The following is a 12708-nucleotide window of genomic DNA, read 5'->3' as shown; positions in this document are numbered from 1 at the left end:
TTTAAGCAGATTTCAAGCTGTGTTTGAATTTGCTAATTAAACGATCAACAATGCTTTCTTTATTGGGAGGAAAGTCATTGAACCATTGATCTTTTTGGCGTTCCCGATAAATACGTCTTTGAATTTCATCACGATGAACTGGTATGGATTGAGGAGCATCAAAAGCAAGGCGAACCTCACCATCACGATAACCCACCACAGTACAGTAAACGTCTTCACTAATAACAACAGACTCGCCAACTTTTCTTGTTAAAACCAACATAGTGTTTCTCCTTGTTTTATTTAATTAAATGGTCTTTACATTGCTTAATATATTGTTCAACAACCGCTTTACAGGCGGGCTTTGATTCTTTTGGCACAACATAAAAAGACGTTCGTTTTTTGATACCACGGCACATGGTAATCATTTGTGGTAGAGTGGGAGGCATGTCACAATGATCTCGACACTCGAGAATGGCTTTATCCAAAATTGCATCATCAAATTGTCCTAATCCATCCAGCCACTCTTTTTTGGCAAACTCTAAAAAACCATCGTTTTTAAATTGACTGCGCCATAAATGCCCATAAAAAACAGCAAAACGTGTAAACAGATTCTCAATACGCTTTTTACTGTCGGTAACGGTGCAAATTGATGACGTTGGATTGCTTGGGTTCATCTTCTGTGCTTCCTGAGTCTGGATTCCAGAAAGGGTCAATGGCTTCTTTGTTATTATTTGCGCGACGCTTTTCATTTATTTTCTCCTGCTTTAAATCGATTTTGACCTCATCCTCCCAGCATTTTTGCGATAACCAGTTCGCTGGAAACTTCCAAGGGGGAACCCATTGGCCATATGCTTCTTTTGCTGTACGAGCCTTGATTTGCTGTGTAAGAGCTTGCAGCATGGTTTGCAGTAATTGCTCATTGGGATTGATTTGTTGAAAAAGTTCAAAAGCCTTCTCACGGGATTTTTTCTCGGGGTAAATCCGCCAAAACTGTTCGAATTGGCTTAATAAATAAATATAATTATTTTCTTCTATAAGAGGTGTGACGGCTTTTGAGGATTCTGCTGTGACTAGTTTTTCTTGCGAGGCATCATAAAACCCTTTATTTTCAAGGGATTGATCAGAACAAAATGTGACTGATTTGTGTGACTGGTTTGTGACCGGTTTATTTTGAGTAAAATAACCCAAAGTGACTAAATTGCATTTTAAAATCAGCTGTAGTTCTTCTGATTGCAAAGTAATTAAACCAACTCGTTCCAGAGCAGATAAAGCCCTTCTTACTTGAGCACGAGAGTATTTTTCACCTTTTATGCCTTGATGTGGTTGAATGTATAGCTCCTCAGCTAATGATTGCAAGCTGATACGTCGCTTAACACCAACAAGTCCAGTTTTAACGTCCATATAGGGGCGTATTCCTCTTAGATACACAAGTTGTTGGGCATGGGGCAACCCATATAAGGCCGCAAGCTCCTCGTTGTTCATCATGAAATCCATAGTTGATACATATTCCTAGTTGTACATCTCGTTAATATTTTTATTTTGTGTTATCTTTATTTGAGATATTACATTATTTAATTACACTAAATGTGCAATTAAATATGACTATATTGCACTTAATGTAAAATATCAATGGATTTATTTATTATTTTGAGAAAAGGTATAACTCAATGATGAACATCAAAGAAAAAATTGGTGAGCGTATTTTTCAAGAGCGTCAATCCAAAGGATTAACCAGAAAAGCGCTTGCAGAGCTTACAGATGATTTAAAGCCTTCTAGAATTAATAACTGGGAAAGAGGTATAAGAACTCCTGGACCGGAGGAAATTAAACAGTTGGCCGATGCCTTAGAGGTGGCGCCTGGGTACTTGATGTGTTTGACGGATGATAAACAGGTAAAACAAGAGTTTCCGTGGTTAGGCGCTTTAGTTCCCTTATTGAATCTGCAGCAAGCTTGTGATCCAAAAACAATTATTAAAGCGATTAGAGATGAGGCTGGAGTCGATTCTGTTTCTTTTATCCCACTTAGCCCCGAAATATCCCAGAGGCTAGGAGAAAATGCTTTTGCATTGCAAATGCAAGATGACAGTATGATGCCAGAAATTAATATTGGTGATGTGCTTATCATCGATCCTGATCAAGATATTCGGCCAGGAAAGTTCGTTGCTGCAATCCTTCAAGATTCCAATGAGGTTACTATACGTCGTTTTAAGCAGCTATCAGCAGATAGTTCTACACAAGACTATGAGTTAATTTCTGCAAATGAAAATTGGGCCAATATTCGTGCAACACAATCATCCGATCACAAAATCGTTGGGGTTATTTTAGGCTTTATCAGAATGCTTTAATCAAACCAAAAATAGACTCTATTAAAAGAAGCGTATTTATTTGAATAAAATTATTGAAATAATTTTGCCTAACCTATATATTGCCAAAGTGTTTTAAATGTTGGATGAGATGTTAAATGGACGTTTTAGATTTTTGTAAAGCTATTGTAGATGTTATTGAGAATCATCATAAAAGCGACAGCCCATCAAAGCAAACCCTCATTGTATTAGCAGAGCTAGAAAAGCTTTGTAGTGGTGATGAAGACAATAAAATTCTCCGCATGACTCGAGCAACACTTTTATTTGAAGGTTTCTATCGCTACTTAAACCCTGGTAGCTTTAAAACCGAGCTTCAAATACTAAGAGCAAAGCGTTGGGGGCATCATTTTGGAACACCAACAGTTACTTTTTTACTTTCATTTAAAGCCCAGATAGATCAAACCTCTAAGCTCTTTGAAGAGGCAACTCCAGATAAAGAGCCGGATGTTTTTCCTTGGAATATAGAACTCGTAGATAGCTTATCAATTGATCGTGAAAATGGCGTAGTCGCTGATCCCAAAAGTATCTCTCGGGTTGAAGCACCAGCTAAGCGCGAGGTGACAGGGCTGTTTACAAAAACACACAACCCTTTTGGTGGTTTTACTACTACGCCCTGCGATCCTGTTTCTCAGCAATTTATTGCACATGCGGCTTTATCAGCTGAGAATGGGGGAAGAGTTTTGGAAATAGGTGCTGCCTTTGGCGCAGCCACACTAGAGGCCCTTGCAAAGGGAGCAACTGTTTTTTGCAATGATATAGATGCTGAAAATTTAGCAGTGGTTCGTCAACGGTTTATAGAGACTGCTGATGACCAAAGTGGATCAATTACGGGAGACAATAGTAAACTGGTTCTTGTTCCAGGGGAGCTTCCAAACGAGTTGATAGGACTTCCTGAAAAACATTTTGATGCAATCCTCATTTGTCGTGTCTTACATTTCTTCTCTGGTGCCAAAATAGAAGAGTCATTAGCTTTACTATCCCATCTTTTAGCTCCTAAAGGGAAAATCTATATTGTCTGTGAAACGCCTTTTTTAAAGAACTGGCAACGCTTTATTCCTGAATTTAATCGACGAGTTGATGAAGCTGAGGAATGGCCTGGTGAAATTACCGAGCCTGCTAAATATGAAAGCAGTGGTAGAGCAAATTCATTACCCAAATTTGTGCACTGGATTACGAAAGAGGTGTTGGACCGAAGTTTAGTAAGGGCTGGTTTCTCAGTAGAGCATTCAGCGTACATTAACAGACAAGGGCAGTTTCCTGAGGATCTGCTATTACCAGAATATGGAAAAGAAAGTATTGGTGCAATTGGAATGGTGTGAGTAACGGATTATGAAAGAAAAAATCAGTTGGTATGAGTGGTTCTCTGCTTCATTAAAGGAATTTGTGGTTGAGGCAGCAAAGCCTTACTACGAAATAGTAGATATTTTTGAGTGCGATAAAACTGGCTTTACAAAGGCCGCTATTAAGTATTCTGGGCGACATATCAAGGAAAAAAATATAAGTGATATTGTTATGGATAATGAGCTTATTAAACATTTGGATCCTAAAACAATTCGCACTTTAACGTACATAGCTGCTGTAGAGCGTTTAAAACCTGATTACTCCATTTTAGTGCACCATATGACCTCCGAAGTAGATGAGTATCTACTTGAAATAAAATCGAGACACAGTAAAGAAACACTTAAAAAGTCACCCACTGAACTGTCTAAAGATAAAGAAATAATTTCCAAATTCAATCCCATCGACGCCAATAAAATTGGTTATATGGCTGGGGTTAGAGAAACAGTAAAAGAGTATGAGATTAAAAAAGATTTATAGTTGTTGAGTAAGGAGCATCCCTTGAGAGAGGAAATTTTCGCTGCATTAGAGCGCAGAAAGCAATATAAGTATCCCTACCTATTGTTGGGCCTATATCTAACCTTTTTATTGTCCACGGTTTGTTTGGCAAGTCGAATTACTCAAGTGGGGGGCATGCTAGAACCTGGTGGTATCTTCGTATTCCCGCTGACCTTTAGTATCTGTGATATCGTTGGGGAGGTGTATGGCTATGCTTATCCGCGATTGTTTATCTGGATTGGAGTTCTAGCCGAATTTCTTTTTTCTATGGTGGTTATCACCGTATCTCATCTTCCAGCGCCAGAATTTTTTACTCAAGCTACGGCTTATCAAATTGTTTTTGATCCTACCTTTAGATATGTTTGCTCTGGTTTAGCAGGCTTGCTTGTTGGGGAGTTAACGAACATTTATTTGCTCTCAAAATGGAAGATCTTTTTAAAGGGTAAATTTTTTATTTTAAGAAGCTTGCTTTCAACAGCATTGGGGCAAGCGTTACTGACCATTATTGTAGATCTACTTAACTATTTTGGAAAATTAACTGATCATCATCTTGGGTGGATGATGGTTTGTGGTTATCTATGGAAAATGGGCTGTGCTGTCCTTATGGTTTTTCCCGCATGGCTGTTAGTGAAGTACCTCAAAAGGGTAGAACAAGTAGACCATTATGATATTCATACAAACTTTAATCCTTTTATGCTGAGTCTGAATGACGAAGCTACTACTGAAGAGGAGCAGTCTATCAATGCTGAATCCGTTCTTCAATAAGTACCCCAAGGATGCGATCATGAGCAGGATCTAATTTGGTTAATTGCAAATTCCCATCTACTAAATCATGGCGTAAATATAATTCATTATTATCGAAAAACAATCTATTAAAGGCAATGGCATTGCTTTTCGATAAATGCACAATGACAAAGTCTCTATCTTTAGGCGTTTTGCCAGAATCAAAAATTAATAATGTATTTTGTTGAAAGCGTGGAAGCATTGATTCATCGGGGATTACTAGCGCAAAAGAATTATCTGCTACCTTCCTGTTGAGTAATATTTCTTGGCCCTCTTGGATATTCGTCTTGCTGGTAGGCCAGTTTTTCAATTGCTCCCATTCAGTAATTGGTATGGTACTAATCTGTAGGTCCTTTTTGATAGCATCTGGGATAGTTGCTGGCAAGGGTTCCAGGCCTATTAGCTGTTCAACAGAGACGGAGAAAAAGCGAGATAGTTCTTCTAAAGCCTTTTTTCGTGGATTCTTTGTAGATCCTGTAAGAATGTGATGAATTGTCGGCTGAGGTAATCCGGTTAGTCGAGCCAACTCACTAACAGATATGTTCCCATGTATTCGCATTAACTGATGTAAATTGCCACTTAACGATAGTTCAGTCATTAAAAACTCATTAATTGAATAAAAATATTCATAAATAAATTGACACAAGAGCAAATTATTATGTAAATTAACATCAATTGAATAATATTATTCAATTGATGGGCTTATTAATATTTATTTAGAATAATTATAGCCAATATATCATGTTACTGAACAAATAACCAAATTAAATATTGGAATAATTAATTTTTTAATGAATTAGTTAGCTAGTGAAATAACAGCTGCAGGAGGATTAATAATGGATAAAAGTTCTAAAGTGGAAATTTATAAAGGAATTATTCAATATTTGTTGGAAACGACAAATTACACCCTTAAAAATATTGCGGATCTTTCAAACTCCTCGATTAAAAGTCTGCGTACTATCTACTCTGAGAATGTAATTCCCCATAGTTTTTCATCGGAAATAGAGCTAGTAAGGTTATACCAAATGATTCTTGAAATTAATGCTAATAGTCACGCTTATCATAAATATTTACCTTTACCTAAAGGCTATCGCCAAATCAGAGCTATTTGAATCAGAGGAACTTAAATGAAGACTTTGAATATTCAGCAGGCATCGGAATTCTTAGGGGCCCATAAAGAAACTATTAGACGTATGGTTGCCGGTGGGAAATTACCGGGCGTTAAAATTGGCAGAAGTTGGGTTTTTTTAGAACAGGATCTTGTGATGCACATCAGAAACAAGTACTCTACTTGCGATGCATCACAGGGTGTCCATAACAGGAGTAAACAACTATGGCACTCAAAAGAAAAAACGGGTTTTGGTGGGCTGACATCACCTACCTTGGAGAGCGTGTACGAAAAAGCACTAAAACTAAGGTAAGGCATGAAGCACAAATTTTTCACGATCAGATACTTCAAGAATTGTGGAAAAGAAAAGAGCTGAAAACCATCCCTAAAAAAACATGGGTAGATGCGGTTGTTAGGTGGTTAGAAGAAGCTGAACACAAAAGGAGTTTAGTTACCGATCAATATCATTTGGCGTGGCTTGATTCTTTTTTGAGAAATAAGCTTCTGACTAATATCACTGATGACCTTATCGAACACATTGCCCATGAAAAGGAGAAAACAGGCGTTAAGCCTTCTAGTGTTAATCGTATGCTAGAACTGGTTCGTGCAATTTTGAATAAAGCACACAAACATTGGAAATGGTTGGAATCAGTTCCTGTGATTCGGATGAGAAAATTCGAGAATAAACGTTTGCGTTGGTTAACCAAAAAAGAATCGCAACAGTTACTCGCGGAATTGCCACCACATTTGAAAGATATGGCTGCGTTTACGCTAGTAACTGGGTTACGACAAGCAAACGTCACGGGCTTGCAATGGAGTGAGGTAGATCTGGTTAAGGGGCATGCGCTAATTCACCCTGATCAATCCAAAACGAAAAGAGCAATCCCTGTACCTTTGAACTCGGATGCACTAGAAATTTTAAGTAGGCAAAGAGGAAGGCATCCCGAATATGTATTCACATACCAGGGGAACCCTGTTTCTCGTTGTAATAATCATGCGTGGTTAAAGGCTTTGAAGCGTGCAGGCATCAAAGATTTTCGCTGGCATGATTTACGTCATACTTGGGCAAGCTGGCATGTACAGAATGGTACTTCTTTACATGAATTACAGCAACTAGGTGGATGGTCAGAATATGATACGGTTTTGCGTTATGCACACCTTTCAAGTGACCATTTGAGAAAGGCTTCGGAGAGAGTCTCGGGCACGTTTACGTCACCCCGACTTGGTTCCTAAGTCAAACTATCGTTAGAACCCTTGCTGTATATGGCGCGCTCGGAGGGACTCGAACCCCCGACACCTTGGTTCGAAGCCTGATGCTCTAGTTTTAAAAGCCTTATAATTCAATGCCTTGCAACGCATCAAATCATTGAAAAACTGCCTAGAACAGCCTAAAACTGCCTAGTGCTGCCACAGCCATGCCACAGTTTATGACACAGTGATTATGTGCATGAGTTAACATAGTAACATCAAACAATAAGACCATAATGAGTTCCATTAGTAAGTATTAAACAAATGCCATAACCTGTCTTAATTCAGCTTGAAAAGATGAATGTCTCGGAAATCTATTTTTGATCCTGTCAAAAAATATTCTAGCTTCAGAAGATTTGATTGATTTTAATGTTTCAGTGCAAGCAGCAGTTAACAATGCTGCGCGATCATAAGCTCCACGTCGTTGCTTACTAACAATGCCATTAACCCTAGCTTCGGCTGTACTCAAGCACCAATTAAATTTTTCATTGGAGATAACCGATGCATCAGCCAGCAATTGGGCATATATTTTTTCCAAATTTAACAGTAAATCTTCATGTGTATCATTGTACAGCCATACACCTTTACTCTTACTTAATACGTCGCTAAAAAATTTTTTCAGTGATTTAGGCAGAGCATTTAATGGCTGGTTTGAAATTCTCGCTAAACAAAATGCGACAAAAAGTGGTTGCGGATTAGTACTGCTACTCCAACCCAATGGGGTACCTTGCTGAGCTAATTTAAATGCATTGTCATAGTCATGAGAAAAAAAGTAAGCATGCATCAATAATGAAGAATCAGGATGAGCGGGTGATTCTATCCCGTCACGTGGCCACTGTTTTCCCTCCGCGTAATCCTTCATCCTCTTAGAGTATGTTCTAATTGATTCAGCAGCATTTTGCATAAGTTTATGGCGTGTTAAGGAATTAGCTTGCTGGTATAATTGAATCAATTTGGATAAATCTGGTTGGGCATCAAATGAAATCCAAAGACCTTCCAATTGAATTTCGGCATTGTTTAATTGATTTCCACAAATAACCTGCAAATCACCGATGGCACCACGAATGGGTTGATCCTGGGGTAGTTTATCTAATGCGATCTTAATTGCTTTTAATGCAGCATCATAATCTTTTTTTTCAATGAGAGCATGAATCCAATCAGTATACACCCGCGGTCTTTGTTGTCCTTCTGTCTTAGCAAGTTCCTCTAACCCAGAAGAACCATGTAACAGGTAAACCGCCTCCCTATACCACCCATCATATTGCAATTCAGGTTCAGATTTAATTGCAGAAATCCAATTTTGTAGAAATTCAGTCCATTCGGGTAATGACGTAACACTAATATTAATTAAATCTTCCAATTTTGGTTGAGAGGAATATGAATCTAACTGGGACAATTGAATCATCGCTTTTAATAGATGAGCGACTCGGGTAGAGGGTTTTTCTGTTAGATAAATCGAACGTAAATATTTTGCTCTTATTTCATCTAAATCTATTTTTTCAAGATCGTGTACAGAAATACCACGTCCATAATCATCTTGAATATGAAAAATGGTATATATGCTATCGAATGCCTTTCTCGCAAGAAGGTAGTTCCCAAAATCAAACAACGCCTCAACGGCATCAAATACTTCATATAGCTTTGGAATAAATTCAGAAAGCTCATCAAGAGAATCTTCATCATCATAATACTCATCCCAATCGGGTTCCTCCTCGCATTGTGCTTGAATATTTTCAATCAAGGATTCAATTTCATCTAATACTGTTTCACTGGATTCGGTGATCAATGCATGGTCAGGTTGTTGTGATGATATTTTTTTAATAAATTCTCTACGCTTATCCGGAGTAACTTCATTAGCCATATTTATCAAAACACGCTTTAAATCATCCATAGAGTAATTTTGTAAGATTTGGGTATATTCCTCTGTAAAAGCCTTTAGGGTCATTTTTAAATCTTTTGTCATTGGCACATCTTTCCTTTTTAATATTATTAGCCGCAACATTGAGTTGATTCAAAGAAGAGCTTATGGTTTTAGTGAATAGCGCATGTTATCCCTCTGCTGAGATAGGTTTTTGTCTCAGGCTCTTTAATTGACCTTGCTTCGATTTTTCATCGAGCATTTTCTGCTTAGAGCGCCTTGAGCGGCGCTTTTTTTGGCGTTTTAGTTTTTCTACTCTTTGCTGTTCTTTAGTTTTTTCATCGCTGATAATTGCATGGTATTTTTCACATAACCGCACTCTTGCAAAATAACGGTTACCTTCGCGGCTCCTCGATTCCTGGCATTTTATCTCAATGCCGGACGGAACATGTTTCAAGTAAACAGTTGAAGCTGTTTTGTGTAACTTCTGCCCACCCTTGCCACTGCCTATAATACATTTTTCGATGAGGGAATCTTCATTGATATGAAGTTTTTCCATCCACTCAGCTAGCTTATCCCATTTATCACTGTTAACCATTGGGTAGGCTCAAATCGTTCAAGTAATCTCGCTTTTAGTCTGTCTACCGATGCAATTATAAAAAGGAAGGATATGTATGTAAAGTTACATTATTTGTAACTATATGGACATAAAAACCTTGAAATATCATGCTTAGGCTTGACTTGTAAGCGTATCAAATCTATCATGTCCTTATAGTTACAATAATAGTAACCTTAAGATCATGGTAATCTTATGAACTTGCAATCCTACATAAAAGATATTCGAAAAGATGGAAGGCGCTGCTTTACTATCCAGGATATCCTTGAGCAATTTCACGTTTCAAACAGTCATGCGAGAGTGGCCTTACATAGGTTACTTAAAACCGGGGATATTATCTCACCCGCGAGAGGTTTATATGTCATTGTCCCGCCAGAACATCAACCGCATGGCTCTATCCCTCCTCAAGAATTGGTGCCTTTGGTTATGCAGTATATGGGGGCTCATTATTATGTCGCACTTCTAAGTGCAGGCTTGTTTCATGGAGCGACCCATCAAAAACCCGCTAGATTCCAAGTGATATCAGACAAGCGTATTAAGCACCCATCTATTTTTGGCGATGTGGAAATTGATTATATTTATAAAAAATCAGTGCTTGAATTACCGACTCAAGATATTACCGTGAGTACTGGTTATCTTAAGGTAGCAACCCCTGAATTGGTTGCTCTTGATTTGCTCGCATATCCTAATCATGCAGGCGGCCTAAATCATATCGCCACCGTTTTTTCAGAGCTTGCCCCGGCCTTAGATCCAATAAAACTCATCAATCTAGCGAAAGATACTCATGCAGAATATCAGTTGCAGCGTATTGGTTATATCCTGGATCATATCGATGTGATGGATGAACCTAATGCTGAAATTATGATTAATGCGCTAGGCCTGCATGTTCAAGAAAATAAACCCAATTATCTGCCTCTTGCATCTGAAATCTCAAAAATAGGCTATTCAAGGTGTAAAAAGTGGAGAATTATTGAAAATTCAGAAATAGAGAGCGATTTATGATCCCAGAAGTTTTTATTGAGAATTGGCGCAAAACGGTTCCATGGCAAATGACTGAACAGATAGAACAGGATTTAATAATTAGTCGTGCTTTGATTGATTTGTATAATGATCCTCATGTCAGAGACGCTTTGGTTTTTCGTGGCGGTACCGCACTAAATAAACTATTCATTAGTCCTCCGGCAAGGTACAGTGAAGATATCGATTTTGTTCAAAAAAATGCTGACCCAATTGGACAAACGATAGATGCTATTAGGGCACTATTAAAACCATGGTTAGGCGAGCCGATTTGGAAAATCACACAGCGAAGTACCAAGCTTATCTACAAATATGAATCTACTAATAAAATTCCGGCAAAGCTAAAAATTGAAATAAACACAACAGAACATTTTCAAGCTTTACCCTTAAAAACCGCACCTTTCGCTATCGATTCAGCTTGGTTCAAAGGGGAAACAAATATCATTACTTATGAAGTGGATGAGTTAATGGCGACTAAGTTGCGCGCTCTTTATCAACGTCGAAAAGGTCGGGATTTGTTTGATTTGTGGTATGTGACCGATCGCAATTTAATTAACTTAAATCGAGTTTTTGATATTTTCTCTCAGTATTGCACTTATAGCAACGTCAAGGTTACGAGTGAAGAATTTCTAAAGAATCTTGAGCTGAAAAAGGATCACCGCGACTTTCATATGGATATGAGTGTGTTATTGCCATCGAAATTGCATTGGGATTTCGATGAGGCTTATCAATTTGTTGTAGATAACGTGATTAGCAGGTTGCCGTAATGAAACTAATAAAAATTTTGATTATTTTTTCTTTTTTCTCTGCGATTTTTCCAGGTTATGCAAAATCTCCAGAAGAAAAAATGAATAAGGAAAGCAAGACTGTAGTTTTAGATAATATTAAAAAATTTATTAGAGAATATTATGTTTCGCCTCAAATTTATAAAGACGTAGAAGAAATTTTACAAGTTAAAAGATACCGAGGCGTTGAATATCCATCTGATTTTTCTAGAAAAGTTACACAAGACTTGTATCAGTTGACAAAAGACAAGCATCTTAGCGTTACCTATAGTGCAACAATAGTTTCGGACAAAAAAATGGAATCAATTACTGATTTTTTAAAAAGCTTACCTATTGCTAAGCCTTACATGAATTTTGGGTTTAATGAAGTCCGTCGATTAAATTGTAATATCGGTTATTTTTCATTCGATTTTTTTGGACCGACTGATGTTTCAGCTAAAAAATTCGATGCTTCTATGAAATTTCTCCAAGATACCGATGCGCTTATAATTGATTTACGAAAAAACATCGGCGGAGATCCAAAAACAGTTTCTTATTTTGTAAGTTACTTTTTTGATAAAACACCAGTACATCTTAATAATATATTTTGGAGAAAGAATAATAAAGTTGAAGAGTTTTGGACAAGCTCAAATTGGCCAATTTCGCGGTATATCAATAAAAATATTTATATTCTAACAAGCAAGCAAACATTTTCTGCAGCAGAAGAATTTGCTTATGACATGCAGGTTCTTAATCGAGCTATTATTATAGGTGAAAAAACAGCCGGAGGAGCAAATCCAGGCCATAAGTTTCGAATTAATGATCATTTTTCTATATACATTCCAACGGGTAAATCTATCAATCCCATCACAAAAACAAATTGGGAAGGGGATGGTGTTCATCCAAATGTTTTAGTTTTAGAAAATCATGCGCTGGAAGCTGCTTATGGATTAGCTGTAAAAGCTCAGCACAATAACACCCAGAGATGTAATGGAAATTTTAAACTGGAGACAACATGACCACCATTATTGAAACAGAAAGGCTTATTTTAAGAACTTGGAAAAAAGAAGATGCTCTATTCGTGTTATGGAAAAGATTGGAGTAAAACGTGATTTAGATGGCGACTTTGCACA

16 protein-coding genes are annotated in these 12708 nt (G+C 37.5%); 10 read left to right on the top strand and 6 right to left on the bottom strand.

All coding sequences use genetic code 11. The features are described from left to right. Position 1: 1 nt before the first annotated feature. Genes csrA through ELY15_RS00340 form a run of 3 tightly spaced genes read right to left on the bottom strand, consistent with a single transcriptional unit; the run spans position 2 to position 1476 of the window. Positions 2-262, bottom strand: a complete 261-nt coding sequence (gene csrA, locus ELY15_RS00350) for a carbon storage regulator CsrA (protein ID WP_127097667.1) — start codon at positions 260-262, stop codon at positions 2-4. Positions 263-278: 16 nt separating this feature from the next. Beyond that, the gene (locus ELY15_RS00345; protein ID WP_127097705.1) at positions 279-590 is read right to left on the bottom strand and encodes a Vir protein; all 312 of its coding nucleotides are present in this window, start codon (positions 588-590) and stop codon (positions 279-281) included. Positions 591-606: 16 nt separating this feature from the next. Next, positions 607-1476 carry a hypothetical protein gene (locus ELY15_RS00340; protein WP_127097666.1) on the bottom strand — a complete coding sequence of 290 codons (870 nt, stop codon included), beginning with the start codon at positions 1474-1476 and terminating at the stop codon, positions 607-609. Between the two features lie 173 nt (positions 1477-1649). Here ELY15_RS00340 and ELY15_RS00335 point away from each other — a divergent pair, with 173 nt between their 5' ends. From ELY15_RS00335 to ELY15_RS00320, 4 genes are all read left to right on the top strand, one after another. Then, positions 1650-2327 carry a LexA family transcriptional regulator gene (locus ELY15_RS00335; protein WP_127097665.1) on the top strand — a complete coding sequence of 226 codons (678 nt, stop codon included), beginning with the start codon at positions 1650-1652 and terminating at the stop codon, positions 2325-2327. A gap of 116 nt (positions 2328-2443) precedes the next feature. Beyond that, a complete protein-coding gene (locus ELY15_RS00330; protein WP_127097664.1) occupies positions 2444-3664 on the top strand; it encodes a class I SAM-dependent methyltransferase in 1221 nt (406 codons plus the stop codon). 10 nt (positions 3665-3674) lie between these two features. Continuing rightward, positions 3675-4163 carry a hypothetical protein gene (locus ELY15_RS00325; RefSeq protein WP_127097663.1) on the top strand — a complete coding sequence of 163 codons (489 nt, stop codon included), beginning with the start codon at positions 3675-3677 and terminating at the stop codon, positions 4161-4163. A 21-nt stretch (positions 4164-4184) separates the two neighbouring features. Next, a complete protein-coding gene (locus ELY15_RS00320; protein WP_127097662.1) occupies positions 4185-4946 on the top strand; it encodes a queuosine precursor transporter in 762 nt (253 codons plus the stop codon). Here ELY15_RS00320 and ELY15_RS00315 read toward each other — a convergent pair. Continuing rightward, positions 4921-5562 carry a LexA family transcriptional regulator gene (locus ELY15_RS00315; RefSeq protein WP_127097661.1) on the bottom strand — a complete coding sequence of 214 codons (642 nt, stop codon included), beginning with the start codon at positions 5560-5562 and terminating at the stop codon, positions 4921-4923. The two genes, ELY15_RS00320 and ELY15_RS00315, sit on opposite strands and share 26 nt — an antisense overlap. A gap of 238 nt (positions 5563-5800) precedes the next feature. Here ELY15_RS00315 and ELY15_RS00310 point away from each other — a divergent pair, with 238 nt between their 5' ends. Genes ELY15_RS00310 through ELY15_RS00300 form a run of 3 tightly spaced genes read left to right on the top strand, consistent with a single transcriptional unit; the run spans position 5801 to position 7305 of the window. Continuing rightward, the gene (locus tag ELY15_RS00310) at positions 5801-6076 is read left to right on the top strand and encodes a hypothetical protein (RefSeq protein WP_127097660.1); all 276 of its coding nucleotides are present in this window, start codon (positions 5801-5803) and stop codon (positions 6074-6076) included. A 15-nt stretch (positions 6077-6091) separates the two neighbouring features. After that, positions 6092-6385: a helix-turn-helix domain-containing protein gene (locus ELY15_RS00305; protein WP_127097659.1), complete on the top strand. Its 294-nt coding sequence runs from the start codon at positions 6092-6094 to the stop codon at positions 6383-6385. Next, on the top strand, positions 6298-7305 hold the full coding sequence (locus ELY15_RS00300; RefSeq protein ID WP_127097658.1) for a site-specific integrase: 1008 nt from the start codon (positions 6298-6300) through the stop codon (positions 7303-7305). The genes ELY15_RS00305 and ELY15_RS00300 overlap by 88 nt, the downstream gene beginning before the upstream one ends. Positions 7306-7576: 271 nt before the next feature. Here the strand turns inward: ELY15_RS00300 and ELY15_RS00295 are convergent, their stop codons facing one another. Then, positions 7577-9283 (bottom strand): hypothetical protein, encoded by a 1707-nt coding sequence (locus ELY15_RS00295; RefSeq protein WP_127097657.1) that lies wholly within the window; start codon positions 9281-9283, stop codon positions 7577-7579. A gap of 85 nt (positions 9284-9368) precedes the next feature. Continuing rightward, a complete protein-coding gene (locus ELY15_RS00290; protein WP_127097656.1) occupies positions 9369-9776 on the bottom strand; it encodes a peptide chain release factor-like protein in 408 nt (135 codons plus the stop codon). Between the two features lie 213 nt (positions 9777-9989). Here ELY15_RS00290 and ELY15_RS00285 point away from each other — a divergent pair, with 213 nt between their 5' ends. The 3 genes from ELY15_RS00285 to ELY15_RS00275 are packed head-to-tail and all read left to right on the top strand — an operon-like array spanning position 9990 to position 12594. Further along, complete coding sequence (locus tag ELY15_RS00285) at positions 9990-10796, top strand: type IV toxin-antitoxin system AbiEi family antitoxin (RefSeq protein WP_127097655.1); 807 nt, start codon at positions 9990-9992, stop codon at positions 10794-10796. Then, on the top strand, positions 10793-11578 hold the full coding sequence (locus tag ELY15_RS00280) for a nucleotidyl transferase AbiEii/AbiGii toxin family protein (RefSeq protein WP_127097654.1): 786 nt from the start codon (positions 10793-10795) through the stop codon (positions 11576-11578). The genes ELY15_RS00285 and ELY15_RS00280 overlap by 4 nt, the downstream gene beginning before the upstream one ends. After that, the gene (locus tag ELY15_RS00275) at positions 11578-12594 is read left to right on the top strand and encodes a S41 family peptidase (protein WP_127097653.1); all 1017 of its coding nucleotides are present in this window, start codon (positions 11578-11580) and stop codon (positions 12592-12594) included. The genes ELY15_RS00280 and ELY15_RS00275 overlap by 1 nt, the downstream gene beginning before the upstream one ends. Positions 12595-12708: the final 114 nt, after the last annotated feature.

The organism is Legionella sp. km772 (genome assembly GCF_003989735.1).
Classification (GTDB): Bacteria; Pseudomonadota; Gammaproteobacteria; order Legionellales; family Legionellaceae; genus Legionella.
This window is presented reverse-complemented; position numbering and strand designations above follow the sequence as displayed.